Source organism: Chitinophagales bacterium, assembly GCA_019694975.1.
GTDB lineage: Bacteria > Bacteroidota > Bacteroidia > Chitinophagales > UBA10324 > JACCZZ01.
Window position 1 is genome coordinate 106,389 of sequence record JAIBAY010000005.1, and the last position, 20,124, is coordinate 126,512.

15 protein-coding genes are annotated in these 20,124 nt (G+C 45.2%); 2 read left to right on the plus strand and 13 right to left on the minus strand.

Translation table 11 applies throughout. The annotated features are described in order from the left end of the window. Nucleotides 1–174 precede the first annotated feature (174 nt). Nucleotides 175–1,416: a metallophosphoesterase gene (locus K1X61_10840; GenBank protein ID MBX7109132.1), complete on the plus strand. Its 1,242-nt coding sequence runs from the start codon at nt 175–177 to the stop codon at nt 1,414–1,416. Nucleotides 1,417–1,800: 384 nt separating this feature from the next. Here the strand turns inward: K1X61_10840 and K1X61_10845 are convergent, their stop codons facing one another. From K1X61_10845 to K1X61_10865, 5 genes are all read right to left on the minus strand, one after another. Then, nucleotides 1,801–2,841, minus strand: coding sequence for a PorT family protein (locus tag K1X61_10845; GenBank protein MBX7109133.1), 1,041 nt, complete (start codon nt 2,839–2,841; stop codon nt 1,801–1,803). Between the two features lie 131 nt (nt 2,842–2,972). Continuing rightward, entirely contained in the window at nt 2,973–3,422 is a 450-nt protein-coding gene (locus tag K1X61_10850) for a hypothetical protein (protein ID MBX7109134.1), read from the minus strand. Nucleotides 3,423–3,428: 6 nt separating this feature from the next. Next, the gene (locus K1X61_10855) at nt 3,429–4,496 is read right to left on the minus strand and encodes a hypothetical protein (protein ID MBX7109135.1); all 1,068 of its coding nucleotides are present in this window, start codon (nt 4,494–4,496) and stop codon (nt 3,429–3,431) included. Between the two features lies 1 nt (nt 4,497). Continuing rightward, nucleotides 4,498–4,983 (minus strand): RNA polymerase sigma factor, encoded by a 486-nt coding sequence (locus K1X61_10860; protein ID MBX7109136.1) that lies wholly within the window; start codon nt 4,981–4,983, stop codon nt 4,498–4,500. A gap of 129 nt (nt 4,984–5,112) precedes the next feature. Further along, the gene (locus K1X61_10865) at nt 5,113–5,424 is read right to left on the minus strand and encodes a hypothetical protein (GenBank protein MBX7109137.1); all 312 of its coding nucleotides are present in this window, start codon (nt 5,422–5,424) and stop codon (nt 5,113–5,115) included. A gap of 401 nt (nt 5,425–5,825) precedes the next feature. Between K1X61_10865 and K1X61_10870 the strand changes: the two genes are divergently transcribed. After that, nucleotides 5,826–6,863, plus strand: a complete 1,038-nt coding sequence (locus K1X61_10870) for a DUF4407 domain-containing protein (GenBank protein MBX7109138.1) — start codon at nt 5,826–5,828, stop codon at nt 6,861–6,863. Nucleotides 6,864–7,027: 164 nt separating this feature from the next. Here K1X61_10870 and K1X61_10875 read toward each other — a convergent pair whose 3' ends face one another. The 8 genes from K1X61_10875 to K1X61_10910 form a co-directional block, all read right to left on the minus strand. Continuing rightward, nucleotides 7,028–8,548, minus strand: coding sequence for an alanine:cation symporter family protein (locus K1X61_10875; GenBank protein MBX7109139.1), 1,521 nt, complete (start codon nt 8,546–8,548; stop codon nt 7,028–7,030). Between the two features lie 141 nt (nt 8,549–8,689). Further along, nucleotides 8,690–8,896, minus strand: a complete 207-nt coding sequence (locus K1X61_10880; GenBank protein ID MBX7109140.1) for an RNA-binding S4 domain-containing protein — start codon at nt 8,894–8,896, stop codon at nt 8,690–8,692. Nucleotides 8,897–8,929: 33 nt separating this feature from the next. After that, a complete protein-coding gene (locus K1X61_10885) occupies nt 8,930–10,207 on the minus strand; it encodes a glucose-1-phosphate adenylyltransferase (protein MBX7109141.1) in 1,278 nt (425 codons plus the stop codon). Nucleotides 10,208–10,314: 107 nt separating this feature from the next. Beyond that, on the minus strand, nt 10,315–11,733 hold the full coding sequence (locus K1X61_10890) for a glycogen/starch synthase (protein MBX7109142.1): 1,419 nt from the start codon (nt 11,731–11,733) through the stop codon (nt 10,315–10,317). 449 nt (nt 11,734–12,182) lie between these two features. Continuing rightward, nucleotides 12,183–17,354: an AAA family ATPase gene (locus K1X61_10895; protein ID MBX7109143.1), complete on the minus strand. Its 5,172-nt coding sequence runs from the start codon at nt 17,352–17,354 to the stop codon at nt 12,183–12,185. A gap of 14 nt (nt 17,355–17,368) precedes the next feature. Beyond that, complete coding sequence (locus K1X61_10900) at nt 17,369–18,037, minus strand: hypothetical protein (protein ID MBX7109144.1); 669 nt, start codon at nt 18,035–18,037, stop codon at nt 17,369–17,371. A gap of 12 nt (nt 18,038–18,049) precedes the next feature. After that, entirely contained in the window at nt 18,050–18,817 is a 768-nt protein-coding gene (locus K1X61_10905; GenBank protein MBX7109145.1) for a hypothetical protein, read from the minus strand. Nucleotides 18,818–18,845: 28 nt separating this feature from the next. Further along, nucleotides 18,846–20,054 (minus strand): DUF2236 domain-containing protein, encoded by a 1,209-nt coding sequence (locus tag K1X61_10910; GenBank protein ID MBX7109146.1) that lies wholly within the window; start codon nt 20,052–20,054, stop codon nt 18,846–18,848. Between the last annotated feature and the right edge of the window lie 70 nt (nt 20,055–20,124).

Below are 20,124 nucleotides of genomic sequence, written 5' to 3' on the forward strand. Positions count from 1 at the left end.
GTGTAACATTTCCTTCTACCCGTTAAAATACCGGCGTCCTTTTCCCGTCAATATTAAAGACATTTGCCGGCAAAACAATTGAATTGCTTGACGGTTGTTATGCGAGACAATAAAAGTAGCCGTCATCTGTTGCATTTTTACCTTACGCTAAAACCCTTCCTGACTTAAATTAACATGAGCCGGTATCTCCCCTTGCTGATAGCAGCACTTATCTTGTTTGTCATTGACCTTTATGCTTACCAGGCTATCCGGCATACAGCGCTCAGTTTATCACCGGTTATGAAACGGGTAGTGGCCATCACCTATTGGATGATTTCTGCTGTAACTATTGGCAGTATTTTTCTCTTCGCCTTTTACAGTCCGTTCGAATTTCCACAGGCCGTGCGGGTTATTTGGTTTGGAGCAATGATCATAGCTTACCTGCCGAAAATAATAATGCTGCCGTTTCTCCTGATGGATGACTCCGGCAGACTGGTACGATGGATCGCCGCCGCTTTCGCGCCAAAATCGTTGCCTGCCGGCGGAAAAGTCATCAGCCGTTCCGATTTTCTGATGCAGGCAGGCGTCTTAGTTTCGGGATTGTTTATGAGCGGATTGATCTATGGTGTGTTACGCGGAGGCTATAATTATACCACAAGACGGGTTTTGGTTAAACTGCCGCACCTGCCGGAGCCGTTCAACGGGTTACGTATTGTTCAGATTTCCGATATACACAGCGGAAGTTTCACAGTTACAGAACCATTAAGGCAAGCAGTTGCATTGATCAATGCTCAAAAGCCCGACCTGGTCTTCTTCACCGGTGATCTGGTGAACAATCAAACCAATGAAGTGCTGCCATACATTGGCATCTTTAAAAATATCAGTGCTAAAATCGGCGTCTATTCCATCTTAGGCAACCATGACTATGGAGATTATTACACATGGCCGGATGAAGCAGCAAAAAAGGCTAATCTTCAGCAACTCGCCGATGTTCACAGGGCATTAGGATGGAAGTTATTGCGGAATGAGCATGTGCTGCTGGGTGAAGAAAATAATCAGTTGGCCATTATTGGGATGGAGAACTGGGGCACAAGGTTCCAGAAATATGGTGATATGTCGAAATCTTATGCAGGTGCTGAAAAAGCCAGTGTAAAATTGCTGCTCAGCCACGATCCTTCTCACTGGGATGCAGAAGTAAGGCAACGATATAAAGCGGTGGATATCACCTTTAGCGGCCATACCCATGGTGCGCAAATGGGGATTGAGATTCCGGGGTTCCGCTGGAGCCCTTCACAATACCTTTATAAGCAATGGGCCGGCTTGTATCAGGAAGGAAATCAATATCTCTATGTGAACAGGGGATTAGGATTCCTCGCTTATCCCGGAAGGCTTGGCATTGCTCCTGAAATTACGGTGATGGAGTTGGTAAAGGGATAAATAAACGATGATGTTGGTTCCTTGCTGACAGGCAACAGGCTCAAGGATTTAATCAGGTTACCTTAACAGCTTTCCAGTAAATCCACACCAAGAAATATCACAGCAAGCCAGATAAGTCCTTTGACTAAAAAAAATATAAAAGCACCAATACCAATTTTTTTGAACCAGGAACGCATATGCAGCTTGCATTTAAGCATGCAAATATAATGTGTTATTCAGGTCGATTTTCAATCGCAGGTTTATCAGTATAAAAACGGCTGTTTTGCCTTAAAGCAGAACAGCCGCTTTCCTGAAAATGGCGTTTTCTGTTTGGCCTTAACTTTCAAACGGCAATACCTGAAAAAGTGGTATTCCTGATGCCGTAATGTCTTTCAAAGCACATTATTAAAATTCCAAAGCCAACCCCGCGGAAGCAGGATATAACACGGGGCCTGTGCCGCTTTCAAATAACTCCGACAAGCTATAGTTTACAAATAAGCTGGCCCAGCCATAGCCGATTCTGCCTGTGATACCATAACGGAACCGGTTCAGGTTAAAATCGTCATGCTGCTTGATCTTGTCGTTGCTCGTAGATTTTGTTTTGGTATGCGACCCGATAAGGTATTCGCCAAATCCGCCGGCTGCAATATGAAAGGAGTGATTCAGGTTTGACCTGTTGGATTCATAGCGCAACATAACCGGAATGCCGATGTAGGTGCAGGCAAGCTTATTCTTTTTCAGCGATACTTCACTGGACTGGAATGCCACTGAATCAATTCTTGGTATCATGAATTCTTCACTGTTATACTTATACGAATTGAATTCGAAGAAAGCGCCATAGGAAAGCCAGAGGTGATGATCAATGAGATTAAGCCGTTGATTAAACAAATGCAGGTTTACCACCCACGACTTCCCGGGGTTGGGAACTAGTGGATCGTATGGTGCCGGAAAATTTGAACTGAGACCGGAAGCGAAGTAATTGTTCAGGCCGAGATCAAAAAGCAAAAACTTTGTTTGTATATCCTTCAACTCTTTCTCTTCATCCGGGCAACAATCATCATCACGATAGAACTTTACATGATCATTGTCATCTCCTTCGTCTACAGATATTCTCCATTTACCTACCCTCACCTCCGTGCTGTCATCACCGGCATAGATTTCCATGGTGCTGTTCTCATCACCAAACAGCTCCGGTGGCGGCGGTGGCTCAGGCACAGCGAAATTCCAGTTCATGGAGTCGGGCATGCCGGGTTCACCTTCCTTCATTTGCATTTGCATCTGCGCCAATGAGTCGCGAAGCTGATCCATTTCACTGTTGAGCTGCAGCCTGAAATCTTCCATCTGCTTTTTAAACTGTTCCTGCTGCTCCGGTGTCCACGAATTTTGCTGCGCGAAAGCCATCAGCGGAGCTATCAGCATCATCAACTGCCATACAATTTTTTTCATGTCTTAAAAGGTATTTTAATTAAATGCGGGTCAACTAATATTAAATTATCAGCAATGAATTTTCCATCTCTATTGTTCGATCAATGCGTCAAAAATCCGTTCATCAGTTTCATAACATAGCCGGCAAACCTTTACTTATGGTAAGGGCAATCCTCCATCGCTGGTGGCATTGGTGGTGCTTCCGGTTCAGGGGCATCAGGGGCAGGCGGCGCTTCAAACCGGAAATGCAAATCCTGCAACCCGCTCTTGAGTTTGAACCAGGCCTGTTGCATTTCAGGAACCGGTGGAATTTCCGCAAGTGGTGGCAAAGGGGGCATCTTGTTCAACTCATGCTCAAAGCCGCTCCATCCATCCTGCACAGCATCTTTAATATCCCTGCCAGCCGCTGACTGACTAAGCTGCCTGCTCAATTCGCTGATAGAATCCTGCAGCATGCTCATCCGGTGCAACAGTTCTTCCTGCATTACCGCTACCTGCTGTTTCAGCCTTTCATCATTTGGCGGCACAGGCACCGTTGCCTGCTGCGCATACATCCAATGCGGAAGAGCAATGATCAACAATCCTAAAAAGAGCTTTTTCATAACAGGTCAGTTTTTAACGGATGATTGCTTTTTATTCAAAAACTTATGATAGAAGGAAAACTTCTTTGTCTGAATAGATAAAGTCAACGCCTCTTTTCGCCTTGTTTCCGTGGCCGGTTCCTCCACCTTCAACAATTCTCCACGGCCGCTTAACTTCAATATTTCAGTACCTACAACCGATGCAATGGAAAGCCAGCCACCAAGGTTATTGCTGCCAGTTTCCTGCCGCTGAGCGATATTTTCCTCTGTATATACAGGAACCAGGTAAGGTGCTTTTGTGCCCCTGCGATACACCGTTAGCTTATCCGGATCATCAACTGTTAACGGCTCCATGACAGATGCAAATACAGCAGGTGCAACATCATTGCTGTTCAGATTACCCGGCACATTTGACTTTATCTTATGCTTAGGTTTCACCGCCAAATCTTTTTGCGCAGCAGTGGTCTCACCGTCCATTGTGGAATGAACTTCATTGCTAACTGCCTGGCGGTTATTATCGGCAACATCAGTTACCGTGTCAGATATTACCGGCTGAGTGGACTCTGTAGCGGCAATTGGCATATCATGGTCAGTTGACCACCAGGGAACGCCTTTAACAAAAAGCAGCAATAGCAACCCGGCTGCTACCGCACCTGATAAAAGATAGCGTGCATACAAAGGAATTATGCTGCCGGGTTCTTTTTTCTTCAGCGACTGCTTATCAGGAAAAACAACGGACCTGTCAGCCACCAGTAAGGTTGATTTATAGGCATCCAGGTGCTTCGTATACTCCGGGTATTCCTGCAGAAAGGCATTCACCTCGGAAATTTCTGCCTGGGAAAGGTCGTTCTCAACCCATCGTGCGAAATAACCATCATAGTTATCAGTGTGCACCGAACGTTTAAGGGATGACCGTGCCGGGAATATTTGTTGCTCATCCGGCACTAATATGGCCGAACGATAAGCATCAAGCTCATTTTTTAACTCGGGATGCAGTTGCAGAAATAACTGCATCTCCTCCGCTTCTTCTCCCGTAAGCTCATTATCGAGGAAGCGGACAAAATACATTTCGTAATTCTGCAAATTGATCTTCATATCAGATCGCATTTTCCGGTGTAACTAAAAAGTTTTTCAAAGCGGTGCGTGCACGAAATATGTACACCTTCACCTGTGATTCATTCAATCCTGTTATCTCGCCAATCTCTTCATAACTGTATCCTTCATAATCGCGCAGCAGGATGACATTTTTCTGCATTTCCGGCAGTTTCGATAATCCGAGTTCCAGTGCGTCCTTTGCTCCCGTAAACTGACTGCTTCTGCCCTGCACCTGCTCATGTTCTTCGGTCAGGTCCGCCTCATTCTTCCTTTTCCTGAACTGGTCAATCATATTGTGGTAAGCGACTGTAAACAAATAGGATCGACTTTTCATAAAATCAACGTTCTCATGATTTTTCCACAGAATTTCAAATGCATTTTGCACAACATCCTGTGCGTCATCGCTGTTGCGTGTATTTTTCAAGATGAAACGATACACACGATCAGCAAACTGATCCACACATTTATTGTATTCCTGCGGTGTCATCCGGCGGTACGACGGTTAATGGTTCCGAAAAGTTACAGCTATTAAGGAAAATTCCGAACCGCTTACCTTTCGCATCGCCTGTTCCCCTTCCCGACCCGGTAATCTTTCCCCTTACCCTTTGATTTACAGCTATAAATCAGTCAGGTTCAAATCCATCCTCTCCTTTCGGGCCGCTGCCTTATGCTGCTTGTTGTTAGACAGTTTCTGATTGATCAGCTGTGCCAGTGAAACCAGCGGAGCGGGAGTAATAGCCAGCATCAGATCTTCTGTTTCCTGCTGAAGTTTGTCCAGCACTGCAGCATGCTGTTTGGCGGCATTGGTTTGTGAAGCAGTAACAATCTCCGTGCTTTTTGAACCTTTTGTGAACTGCATGCTCTGTGCTCCGGCGGTTTGTGCGCCAATTAGTGTTACAACTACTGCGGCAAGTATTAACTTTTTCATGTTTGTTTTTTTTGTTTGGTTGAAAGTAGGACGGCAACCGATTCGCAAATGTTACAGCAGCTTTAAAAATTTTATTCCAGAACTAAACCGGATAGCAATGCGCTCTTTATGAAGTCTAAGGAAGGGAAGTTCAAATCCAGTCTTACATACTCCTTTATGAGTCCTAAACGTATCAATGCTTACCTGACGGCTCTGATTATACCCTCATTTATACTAATGCCAGCTGGAATTCATTGCTGATAAAGCGGGACATCACTTACAAAGCATATAATATTATTGTTAACGATGCGTTTTGGCATTCCTTTCATCATGCTTTCGCAGTCATCATTTTTATTCTTCCGGGTAACAAATTGACAGAAGAAACGCTATAGCACTATTCTACGCTCATCAAATCCTTTATCATGAAACAAGCTGCTTATCAGTTCCTGATCTGGTGCTCCGGCTCCAACCCCGATGTGCTGGCAAAGTGTCCGCGCTCTGAACATATCAAACATGCAGGTTATGGTGTTTTAGTGCTCATCCCTGCAGTGTTGGCGTGTTTCACCATGACCTATGCTATTTCAACATTTGTAGAGGAATGGTACATCTATTTATCTGCGGGCTTATGCTGGTCGGTTATTATTTTCTTCGCCGACCGGTTTCTCGTTTCATCATTCCGAAAGGCCAATAATCTTCGCAAGCCAGGCACCAATCAACGCGACATTGCGGTAAAAAACCTGTTGCATGATTTCTTTTCTTTTTCCTTCCTCAGTCGTTTTGTACTGGCAGCTTTTATCGGCGTGGGCATTGCACATCCCTTTACATTGCTTTATTTTCATAAAGATATTGAGCAGATGATGGCTGCGAATAAAGTGCTGGCAGAGAATACCATCCGAGATGACTATGACAAGAAATCGCTGGCACTGAAAGATGCACTGACAGCAAAAGAAGATGCTGTTGAATGCCTGCGAAAGCTGCTGATATACGAACAATCGGATGTAAAAATCAATACAGACTGCGGCTCCACCTCCGGCATTCCGGGTTATAAAAAACGTGCTGCAACCATCAGTCAGCAACTTATGCAAACCGAGCAGGAATTGCTTGTACTACAGCGGCAGGACAGTATCAACAAACATGCTGCTGAACTTATGAAGGAAGAAGCACTAAAGAAATACGATCATACATTCAGCAATGGCTATATCGCGCGTGAAAATGCGCTAGTGCAACTGGAAAACATGCCGGGCTCCAATGCAAGGTCTGTCCGGTATTTCCTGATTGCTTTTCTCGTCTTGATTGACACACTGGCCGTTTCCTGGAAGGCATTTGCCAAACGAGGACCGTATGATGATTATCTGCACGTAATGGAAGATAATGTGTCTGTTGAAACACAATTACAGCTTTTGCAGAATCAATATACATTGGATAGCAATGCCGCTGCAATCTGGAAAACGACAGTTTAATTTCACAGGCAGCAAAGAATCAGCATGCGTTTTCATTTAAAGAAATCAAAAAAACTGCTGCATGTTGGCCTGAGAGCAGGATCAATTAACAGCCTGCTTAAACGCCTTATAATTCGGAAAATGATGCAACCTTCCAGCTGATGCAGCAATGCCGGTGAACTGGACTAAGATTCCTTTCCATATTCTTTTTCCCAGAAATCAGCATCATGAATTTCCAAAGCGACCGGGTCAAAAACTGGATCTTTGCCGGCTTTCTTCTGACGTTCATAGTCCCTGAAGGCCTTCAGCGCTGGTTTTTCAAGAATAATAATCGCCAGCACATTCAGCCAGGCCATGATGCCTACGCCCATATCGCCCAAATCCCAGGCAATGGTTGCGGTGCGCACACACCCTACGAAGACAGCTGCCATAATGGATATCTTCAGTAAAAACATCAGCAGCGGTCTTCCTCTTTTTCTGGAAAGGTAAGCGACGTTGGTTTCAGCGATATAATAATATGCCATGAGCGTGGTGAAGGCAAAAAAGAACAAGGCAATCGCTACAAAATAACTACCCGTGCCAACAAATTCAGGGTGAAAGGTTTGTTGTCCCTTGCTGAAAGCACGATCAATGGCCGCCTGTGTATAGGTCGGGCTGCCATCCATATGCTTCTCACCATTTTGTTCGTAATAGATACCATTATCAACTATCAGTGCATCTCCCGGACCTTTTACATTGTACGTCCCTGTTATCAGGATCATAAAGGCTGTTGCCGAACAAACAAACAGGGTATCAATATAAACGGAAAAAGCCTGTACCAGGCCTTGCTTTGCAGGATGCGACGCTTCAGCAGCTGCTGCCGGATGTGGCCCGGTGCCTTGTCCTGCTTCATTGCTGTAAACGCCGCGCTTGACGCCGATTGTGATCATGGTACCAATGATGCCACTGTAGGTGGCCTGAAGGCCGAAAGCACTGGAGAAAATCAAAGCAAAGATGCCGGGCACTTTATCATAATTTATGATGAGGATAACTATGGCTGTGCCGATGTACGCAATTGCCATAAATGGCACCACGAACTGAGCCACATTGGCAATCATTTTAATTCCGCCAAATATGATCAACCCGAGCAGTACAGCAAGCAGGATTCCGGAGTAAGCATAGTTCATGCTAAATGCACTGTTTAGTCCAGCTGCGATGCTGTTTGATTGAACACCCGGAAGCAGCAAGCCGCAGGCAAGAATTGTGGCTACAGCAAAGACCGTAGCATAAATTTTTCCAATACGCTTATTCTTAAAGCCCCTTTCGATGTAGTATGCCGGACCTCCGCGGTACTCATTATTCTCTTTGCGTTTATAAATCTGTCCAAGAGCAGATTCAATAAATGCCGAACCTGACCCTAAGAATGCCACTGCCCACATCCAAAAAACCGCGCCGGGTCCGCCGAGATAAATGGCAGTGGCAACACCTGCAATGTTACCGGTTCCAACGCGGCCTGATAATGAAACCGATAATGCCTGGAACGAAGAAATGCCTGCTGTTGAAGCATTGCTCTGCACCATTAAGCGTACCATATCTTTGATCATTCTTACCTGGAAAAAACGCATCCTGACCGAGAAGTATATTCCTGTTAACAGTAACAGGAAAATAAGAGCATTACTCCAGATTACTGAATTTATAGCATGCACTATAGCTTCCATACTTTCCATACGTATTATCCTTTTGCCGGTCAATATAGTTATATATTACAAAGACCACTGGAAATACCAACAGGAGAATGAAAACTTGTTTTACATCAGTATGACTGAGAAAACGGCTGGATCACGCCAGTGCCATCTTCAATATCATGATTACTCAATCAATACCGACTTATCCAGGTATGATACCTTAAATGACGGGAGAATCTTATTTCTCTTTCTGGTTTCTACTATGCCATTCACCATCACGAGTCTGTTTTCAATGGCCATATTAGCTTCAGCGCCGGATGTGCACCAGCCCATCAGCTTGAGCAGCTGATTCAGTTTAATATAATCGGTCCTGATTTTAAAAGTATCCATGCATATGCTTCGCTTACCGGCAGTTGATGATTGTCAGCCAAGCCCAAAACTGTCGGGCACGATAGAGCCTTTTTTAACCACCACGATGCCATCTTTCACCGTCAGGATTTCTGTTTCCATATCAGGCAGGTGGCTGCCGCCTTTTATATGCACATCATTGCCGATGAAGCAATCCTTGTCAATAATGGTATTCTGTATGTAACAACGGTCACCGATACCTACAATGGGAATATTCTTACTGATGGAAGCATTAATGGATTCCAGTGTCTGAAAAGCATCGTTGCCAATGATATAACTGTTCACAATTACACTTCCTTCCCCAATGCGTGACCGTATGCCGATAATAGACCGGTCGATCTTTGCAGCGCGCACAATGCTCCCTTCGGCGATGATTGAAGCATTCAGTGTTGTACCTGAAATTTTTGCCGGTGGCAGCATCCTTGCATGCGTGTATATCACATTTTTATTATCGAAGAGATTGAATTCAGGAATCTCATCTGTAAGTGCGAGGTTGGCTTCAAAAAAGGATCTTATGTTTCCGATATCAGTCCAATAGCCCTCATACTGATAGCTGAGCATTTTATAACTACCGATCGACTGCGGAATAATCTCTTTGCCGAAGTCGGTGGCATCCATCTTATCTTCCAGCAATTCAATCAGTGTTTTTTTATTAAAGACATAAATGCCCATGGAAGCAAGGTAATTCCTGCCTCTGCTTTTCATACTGTCACTCACTTCCGACGACCATGCCGGCAGCAGTTCTTTCCTCGGCTTTTCAATGAATGAATCAATGAATCCGTCAGCGGAGGTTTTCATGATTCCGTATTCAGGTGCATCTCTGTCATTTACCGGAATAGTGGCAATAGAGATTTCCGCTCCCATTTTTTCATGATAATCGAGCATCTCCATGAAATTCATCTGGTACAGCTGATCTCCGGAAAGGATCAGTACATATTCGTAATCATTGTTATTCAGGTGGTGAAGCGATTGACGCACAGCATCGGCTGTTCCCATAAACCATCGCGGATTATCAGGAGTTTGTTCAGCCGCAAGTATATCAACAAAGGCCTTGCTGAATGCACTGAAGTGATAAGTGTTTTTAATATGCTTGTTTAATGAAGCCGAATTAAACTGTGTAAGCACAAACATCCGCTGAATACCGGAGTTAATACAGTTTGAAACCGGAATATCCACCAGCCTGTATTTGCCTGCAATCGGCACTGCGGGTTTAGACCGGTAAGTCGTCAGCGGCGACAAACGCGTTCCCGCACCACCACCGAGGATGACAGCCAGCACTCTTTCTTGTTGCATAATTAGTTATTTTCTATTGTGAAAAACTGAACAACAAATCAAAAATACGATGCGCAGCCGAACTGGTTATTTATCCCAGACTTTTATTTATGCCTTGCTTTCCAAATCTATCCTTCCATTGATCGGTATAGTTCGAGATATACATATGCTGCATGATCCCATGAATGATCAAAAAGCATAATCCTTTTTCTGATCTTTTCCATCTCCGGGGCATTCCTGTAAAGTGTAAGCGCTCTTTCGACAGCTACATCAACAGATGCCACTGTTGCCTGCTCAAATCTGATTCCGAATCCATCCGGCTCCGCAATGTCTGTTACTGTATCTTTCAGTCCGCCCGTGCTTCGCACCAACGGTATGGTACCATATCGCAGTGCATACAGCTGATTGAGCCCGCAGGGCTCTACCCTCGAAGGCATGAGCAGAAAGTCGGCACCTGCATACAGGAGATGCGCAAGTTTTTCATGGTAGCCGATATAACAATTGAAGTTCTCAGGAAGATCGGTTTTCAAGGCATTCAAAGCATTCTCATACTCACTAACACCGCTTCCTAAAACCAGAAAGCTCACTTCCCTGTTTAACCTCATTACAGTTTGGCGGAGGGCATCAGACAGTAAATCTCCTCCCTTATCGCCCACCAGGCGACCAATAAAAACGATTAGTGGAAGTTGCGGATTCAACTGAAATGAATCGCAGAGCGCCCGCTTATTCGCCATCTTACCATCCGTTACGGTAGCAGCATCGAATGTCTGTTCAATCCATTCGTCAGTCTGTGCATTCCATACATCTGCGTCGATACCATTCAGAATACCTCTTGACTTTTGTTGTTCATCGGTTATAAGTTGTTCGATACCTAAGGCACTTTGCCTCAGCTCCGCCAGATAACTTGGGGAAACGGTTGTGAACCTCCAGCAACATTTAATGGCACAGGCCAGCGGGTTTACCATGTCATTCCATTCCAGCATGCCACGTTTCCATTCATCGAAAGGCGGGATGAGGTACGTTTTATCAAGTCCAAACTGCCCCTGGTATTGCGCACTGTGAATCGTGAAAACGGTCTTAATCTCGCTCAGATGGCGGTAGTTGTTACAGTAATCCATCATAAATGGGATGAGCCCCGTAGGGTGATCATGACAATGCACCACATCAGGCTTATTCGGCTGATGGCTGATCCAGTCAACCACACAGATTTGAAAACCGAGGTGCCTGCGCATATCATTTTCATATCCATAAGGCAGCTCTTCATCAAGCAGTCCGGGAATTTCGGCAATAAACAGGTCGAACCCCAGCATGCCTGAGCGTTCTTTTAAAATGTTATACCTGTATTCAATGGTTCCAAGGTAAAATGCACCAGCGGCAACGTTTTCCCAGCTATGTTCCCTGAAAAACTTATTGTGATAATGTGGTATCACCACGCTGGCAGTTGCACCGGTTTTATTCAGGTATTTTGGCAAAGCGCCGGCCACATCACCCAATCCACCAACCTTGGCTGCAGGATAGCACTCTGCGCTTACGTGTAAAATGTACATGTGATATCGGATGTCTTATTAACCTTACAATGATACTACAAGCCATCGCAAAATTACCAGGTCACCCGGAATTTATTTCGCGATTGACCGGATCCCTTATCTGAAAGCAAATTGTTAATGATTGCAGCTTTCATAATTTTTTGAAGCAGGTTTAGAAAGACAATACACTTACCGGGAACATTACATTGCATACACCAACGGCGGATCAAATCATACCACATCAACCATCCTATACGCAACGCATAGTGATCGTTCAACCAGGCGTATAAGATTGCTAAAATTCCGTGTAGCTGAGATTCAGGACTTTGAATGGCTTTTTCATACTGATTAATAGGAAAATACCTGAGCATTGCAACAGGCTATAACTGTAACCAGTCCGGCATGAAATGAATGCAGCGGGTACAGTCATTGCAAACCAGGTGTGTTGTTTTCTATAAATATGTTCAAGGTCAGTTAAGGTTCTTTCCCAGCACAAAATACATATCAATGTATCCCTTGTTCTTGGCTTCAATCTTACCACGGGGTTCACAGTTGAATCTGTCTTTTACCAATTCATAGGTTGCACCGGAGATATTGACCTTGCCCGGCTCACCGGATGCTTCCATTCGCGAAGCTATATTAACCGTGTCGCCCCAGATGTCATAAGCGAATTTGCGTATGCCTACTATGCCTGCCACCACAGGGCCGGAATGAACACCAATCCTGCAGTCGAACCAGGCCTGCCCTGCCTGCTTGCGCTCCTTCCCCAACTGCTGCACATATTGCTGTATTTCGATCGCGGCATTAATGGTATCATAAGGATTGCTGGCGTTCTCAACCGGTAAGCCGCCGGCACACATGTAGCTGTCACCAATGGTCTTTATTTTTTCCAGACCATGCTTTGCAATAATGTTATCGAAGGCACTGTAATAACCATTGATTTCATCCACGAGCTCCGAAGGATTTACCAGCTCACTGCGGCCGGTGAAGTTTACGAAGTCGGTAAACATTACAGTCACGAGTTCAAACCGCCGCGGCTTGGAAAATCCCTTGCGCTTCAGCTCATCGGCCGTTTCAGCAGGCAGAATGTTAAGCAACAGGTCATCGGATTTTTTCTTTTCCTGCTCAATCACTTCTTTCTGCGCCACTACTTCCTGTGTTCTTTCACGCACCCGCTGTTCCAGGTTATCATAGAGTGATGCATTTTCAAGTGATACCGCAATCTGTCCTGATAAGAATTTCAGCAATGCAACCCGTTCATTGGTAAACACGCCTTTGCTCAGGTTGTTTTCCAGATACAATATGCCGGTAGTTATTCCTTTATTGATGACAGGGAGGCACAATACCGAAACGGACTTGCGTGCAATGACTGCTGGATCAAATGCAAACCTGCTGTCAGCATTCACATCAAATAACACCAGTGTTTCACCGGTCCTGATCACATACTGTATCACCGACTTTGGCAGCACAGCCGATTCCATTACACAAATGCCTTTATGCAGCTGTATCGTATCCTCACCTGCTTCACCTTCCGCTTCAATCAGCCATCTTCCCTGCCGCTCCACGATCAGGTAACCGGTTTCAGCGCCGGCATTTTGCATAACGATCTTAATAAGGCTGACCAGCAGTTTATCAAGAACAATTTCGCCGGAGATCGCCAGCGCAGCCTGCATCACAGAATTGAGGTCGAGCCGTTCGGATAAGTTGTCAAAAGGTTTTTCCTCCAATCGTCCGTACAGTGCAGCGGGCATTACTTCCGTCACTGATTCTCCTCCCTCGTGCAGATATTTCTCCTTTAACTGATTTGCCTTGCCATGTGCACCCCATGATTTGAAGGCGGCGAATGCATATTGCAGATACGGTGCTGCCACTTCTTTCATACCTTTTTCCAGGAATAGTTTTCCTGATAATTCGTGGGTAAGCGCCACCATATGAAGAAACTTTTGCGATGCCGCATCCCTGGCCGCATTAATAAAATGCGTGATGGCCTGCGCAGTATCTCCATCCTGCCTTGCCAGTTCACCTTCTACGATAAACAACCGGTGTCGAAAATTATCCGGTGCTGTCTTGCTCCATTTCATCAGCTTCGTCCGGCATTCCAGCATGCCTTTCCTGCATAACTTTTCTGATGCCGGGCTACCTTTTTGCAAAACGGCGGATAGAATAAGTGCCTTGAACAGGTAAAATTCACCGAGGAGCAAGGTGCCTTGTATGGCGAAAATATTTGTTTCTGCCTCCTTCAGCATGGCTGCAGCCTCCGCATATTGTTCCTCCATATACAGACGTGACATTTCCAGTGTCTGATAATAGATAAGGCATAATTTAAAGGTGAGTGATTTCAGCCGGGCATAAAATTCTGCTTCCGGCTCTTGCAATTCAGATGGCCAATTCTCCGGCGGGGTGTCACTCAGCTTAAATAAATGTCTTTGCAGTACTGTCTGAAACATGATCATGTCATCATACCTGATCCTTTTTGTAAACGACAGGTATTGCCTGCTCTTCTCCAGCAATTCATCAATCGCAAAACTGTTGTAGTACATACTGATCACCAGGTTCATGGTGGCATAAGCCGCATTGGTATAGTCACCACATTCCACACCCAGTTTGTAGGCATTTTCCAGGTGAACCAATCCATTGCGGGCAGGCTGCACAAAGTTGATGGTCATGCCGCCATAACTATAGCTTGCACGAGCGAAGAACAAAGCACTGTTGAGTTTTTTTGCCAGCTCAAAAGCCACTTCAGTAAAGTCCCACCCCTTTCTGAAGTTGCTGAGTCCTACCGCCAGTATTACTCCGTAACCGGCAAATCCATCTATAAAGGCATCCGACAAACCATATTTCAGGTTCAGTTCAAGCGATTTCAGAATGAGCAAGCCAAGCGTATCGTTGCTTTTATTGTATGCATAAGGTTTCAATTCAGCCAGTATTTTATTAGCGAGCTGCACTGTTGCATCCGAACACAGCGGAAGTGCTTTCAATTGTTCTATGTTGCGATGCAGCAGCAGCCACCTGATCTTTATAAATGCAATGGCCAATGTCCATTTATTTACATCGGATGGAAAATGAACATTCAGCAATTCCAGCGCCTTTTGGGCAGCGGTAAACGTTTCAGGAAGCTTGCCCTTCAGGTTGAATAAAACGGACTCCGTATAATACACCCGTGCCCGATCATAATTAGTCTGAGCATTTTCATGCGCATACTTAAAATACCTTGCTGCTTCCTGCTGCCTGTCGCAGAGGCTGGCGCATTCACCGGCAGAGAGATAAGTGTTAAAAGTCTGTGTGTAGCCGGTTATCCAGGCCTGTTCATCGAATAGCTTAATTGCAGCCTCCAGGTATTGCAATGCTGACTCATAGGCGATCGACTCCCTGGCTTTTTTTGCAGCCAGCATATTAAGCGTAACTGCTTCTGCCTTTTCAGCCGGCGATTGCAACATTGGCCTTCCTGAATTCAGTTGCGTAACGATATCAAAAACCCGTTCGCCCACTTCATCACCGGTGATACGAGCCAGTAACGCTTTCGCAATACGATAATGGAGTGAAGATTTCTCATCATCATTCATCAGCGAATAAGCCGCCTGCTGCATCTTGTCATGCACAAATTTGAAATGGGCCACCGGCAGTTCAAACTGATCGTTGCGTAACTGAAAGATCAATTGATAATTACTGTCAAGCGGCTGAATAATGCCAGCCTGGATAATGTCCCATATAACAGCAATAAGCTCCGGTGTTTTTTTGCCTGTAATGGCAGATAAGGTTACCGTGTCAAAACGGCTGCCGATACCAGACGCCAGCTTAAGAACCTGTTGTGCTTCGGCTGGCAGCGACTGCATATTATTAATGGTTATATCAAGCGCTTCCTCCGGTATATCGACCGCCTGAATTTCGCCGGGATCAAATTCCCATTGCGCCGATTGATAGTTAAAAGTTATCTTATCGTGTTTATAAAGCGACTGCAGGAATTGGTTGATGAAAAAAGGATTGCCCTGCGAGATGCGCAATAAAATCGCAGCGAGCTCTTTTGTTTTTTGATTTGCAGTGCCGATAAGCTCCTCTACCAGCTGATTAACTGCCTGGCTGTCGAGCGGCTCCAAAAACAACTCTCTGAAATGAGTACCTTCTTTGCGCAGCTGTTCCATGGCCAGCGCCAGCGGATGCAGCGGGTCTACTTCATTATGACGATAGGCACCGATCAGCATCAGGTACTGCGCATCATCTGTTTTGGCCAGGTTTTGAATAAGAGAAATGGAAGCACCATCTGCCCATTGAAGATCATCCAGCGACAGTACCAGCGGCCTTTTATCGGTAATAAAAGCCAGCATGAAATTGCGGAAGCTCTGGTTAAACCGGTTCTGTGATTCAGCCGGCGACAAAGCATCAGCCAGCGGTTGCTTGCCGATGATGAGCTCCAGTTCCGGAATGACGTTGATCACCACCGAAGCATTAGTGCGCAGCGCGCCGGTAAGTATGCTCTTCCAGCTGGCCAGCACATCAGCCGGCGCGGAAAGGATTTCATCAATCAATTTTTTAAATGCCTGGATAAATGCACTGTAAGGAATATTACGCTGCAACTCTTCAAATTTTCCCGACAGGAATAAACCCTGCCTGCTGGCAATCGGCTTCTGTATCTCATTGATCAGCGCAGATTTTCCGATGCCCGAATAGCCTGTAATGAATATCACCTCGCGGTTGCCTGCAGCAACACTTTCAAACGAATGCAACAACATTTCAATGTCCTTTTCACGGCCAAACAACTTTTGCGAAACCTGGAATTTGCCGGAGAAATCATTTAACCCGGGAAGGAAGGTACTGATGGTATTTCCTGCATCCCATTCCGATTTGCAACGCGCAAGATCGAGTTGCAGCCCCAGCGCAGACTGATAACGGTCCTCGGCATTTTTTGACAGCAGCTTAAGGATGATTGCGGAGATTGCCTTTGGAATGGCGGGATCCACTGCACTTGGTGAATCGGGGATGCGCGCAATGTGGTTATAGATAATCTTCAGCCTGTCATCCGTTCGGAAAGGATTGATGCCTGTGAGCAACTCATAAAAAACGACACCGAGTGAATAGAAATCGGTGCGGTAATCGATGGAACGGTTCATCCTTCCCGTTTGCTCCGGAGAATAATATTCCAGTGAGGTATTGAAAAACCCAAAATTTTCGAGTTGCTGATTTTCCGCTCTGAGGCGGGAAGCAAATCCGAATTCGGTGAGGGTGACATTTAGTGCTGTGGCGTCAAAAAAAACACTGTTGCAGGAAATGTTTTTATGGGTGATATCCTGCACATGAATGTTCTTGATAATTTCAGAAAGGTGCAAGGCAACCGACAAGAACACATCAATGGATAATTTTTCAGTTGCTGCCTTTGAAAAAGGCCTGCCTTCATCATATTGAAAAAGTACGGCGGGACGATTGTTGAACCGGGTAAACTCGATAGGCCTTGGGATACCGGTATGGTTGAGTGATTGCGTAATCTCTATTTCATTTTTGAGATAGGCAATCTTATGAAGCGGCGGAAATTCCTCGGCGGTGACCTTTGCGGTTAATAAGCTGCCATCCTTTTTATTCAGCACCTTATAGGAGATAAAACCTGACTGCGCAGCAATCGTCTCCAGTATCTCCAGTTCCACATCATTCATAGTGACTGATTAAATTAGGCATGCACCGCATTCAGCTTATTCTGCCGGTTGACGAGGTAAAGGTAGAAGCCATCTAAAATAAAGCAAATGATGCACATGGCAATAGGGAAATAGGCCTGCGGCGAATGCGACACGATATAGGCTGTGAAGCATACGTCCGTCGCAATCATCCGTGCCAGCCCAATGCTGAAGCTGAATTTCTGATTGGGCAGATTGAGTACCATCTGTATGCATAAGGCCGACTGCAGCACATTCAGTATCATCGCACTGTTGAATCCCATGGCCAGATCATAGCCTGCTTTGGTATAGAAGTAATTAAGAATGGCAAACATCGCCACCGCTCCTAGCGCAAACGGGCGGAAATGCTTTTGCACCAGTGCAGAAGAAAACTGCGCAGCGCCATAACGGAGTGCTGAATACAACATGAACATATCGAGAAAATTACCAAATCGCCAGAACCATAAAAGGTAAGGCCCGCCAAAATCAAGTTTGAAAACAAAGCCCCATAAAAATTCCCATGGCACATTGGCACAGATTACTATGACTGGAAATTCAACCGACTTATACACTATTATTTTTCTTACCACTAGAATATAGGTAATAACCCAAAACGTTGCGCCCAGGTAATACATCAACAACTCAAAGAATGTGTAGTTATCACTGGTGAAAAGGGAGTGTACCATGGGATGACAGATTTAATGGGTAAAGTTACCTGAATGCTTAGCTGCAACCGCCTCTTTAGCCTGTCGGAGCCGCATCATAAATATTAAAACATATGCGACATCCAGTATCAGGACAATAGCGGCAAGCACATGCACATATGCAAAATGCCGGTAGTGCATCCATACGAAGAAATTCATAAAGAGATCTCCGGTCATTCGCGTCCATGCAGCAGTGAATGAAAAATCGCCCGGGTCGTCATGCGAAATAAACAAGAGAATGTATAGCAGCGACATAATAACTGTCAACACATATGCTGAAGTGGCTCCGATGCTGGTATCCTGGTGATCAAGCCCAAAGAAATACAAGGTGATACCCCAGCAGAACGTATTAATAAGGAACAATGGTTTCCAATATCTGGCAACGAAGGCAATTTTTGTCTGGCTGTGGCCTTTGGTGAAAACATGATAGAAGATAAAAACATCCATAAAGAACCAGATCTTGAAACCCCATGCGAAGACAGCTCCCATGTCGGTTGGAAAGATCCAGCCACGCACAAATTCCCAGGCGATGTTGGCGGCAGCCGCCATCATAGGCATTTCAATAAAATTTTTTCTGAATGAATTCAGAATGATGTTATAATAAGCCACACACCAGAAAACCGTGCCGGTAAGCACAATCAGCATATCAAGGCCTGAGTATTTGGACACACTCATATACTTGTCCAGCCAACTCAGGTCATCGTACAAAGCACCATCCTGAAAAAAATCAGTGATAATGGAATTGATGTTAAATAAAATCATTTCGCCCCCTGAAATTTTTTATGCTTTATCATGTTTCTCTTGAAACGTCCGCAATCTTCCAGTCATCGCGCAAAGATGGCGGAATAAAAAAGTAAACCTTTTTGCCATCGTTGTAGGTTGTTATGAATCCCTGCATCAGTAATTTAGCGGCTACAGATGCGACCCGGCGCAATATCGGATTCCTGGAAAAGAACCGCTCGATCAGACGAAAGAACCATTGCAGCTTTCCGGGTAACCTCTCCGCCAGTTTATTTTTAAATTCCCTGATACCAAGGAGATTGCTTATTTCATCACCAATTAAGAACCGCATCAGGTCTTCTACCACACCATCCATGGTATGAAACGGTATGGTGCTTTCCGTAAACTCTATACATGCTTTGGTAAGCTCCATACCATCTGCGGATTTTCCTTTGTTCCGATCCAGTATCTGGTGGCCGAGCGCACGACCTTCATCAGCTGTCTCCGGCACGAGGTCGGAATTAACACCCATGAAATGTGCCGCTACACGCCAGCAGAAATAAAATGCTTTTTCATCTTCATCGGAAAGCGAGATGCCTAATGTGATGAGGCCTTCAATGACCAGTGCTGAAAAAGACAAGAGTGTACCAGCCATATCCTCCTGGTTAATGGGTTCGCCATACTGTGCACTATCCCATCCACCGGGCCTGTTCTTCAGGAAGTAACGGATGGCAGCATGTATCAGCCTGACTTTTTGAGATGAACGGATGCCGCGGCCCTCAGCACTTAGCAAGCCACCGGGTGACATCACATTGATAACATACTGTGATGTTTCCATTAATCGCCGTTTCAGCGTGTCGAGCGAACGGATCCTGTCGCTGCCTTGCGCTTCCATCAACCTGCCGGTTTCATACAACACTTTGGCGCCGCGCACACAGGAATAACATTCCGGCAGCGATTTACAAAGCAGCAGCAGTGCAATTGCAGGACCATTATCGCTATAGACTCTTTCACCTCTCCTGATCAGTTCACGGCCTTCATCATTATCGGCCCAGGCAGGTAGTTTCGAGGTAGCATTAAAATATTCACTTACTTCTGGCGGCAGTCCATCCGGCACCTGATCGTTATGTATGAGTGCCATGAAAACATTATTTACGATTGCTTCTTCTCCGTTGCTGATAATTTGCCTGATTACATCATCAGCTACCGGATCCATTACCGACCTGCGGGATTCAAGGTCAATTCCCTTCCATGAGTTGATATTTGTTGAAACAGTCATCGAGACTTCTTTAGAGTGAAAAACATTCTTATTACCTGAACTTCAGTTTCGCGCCGGTTAAGCTTCATCC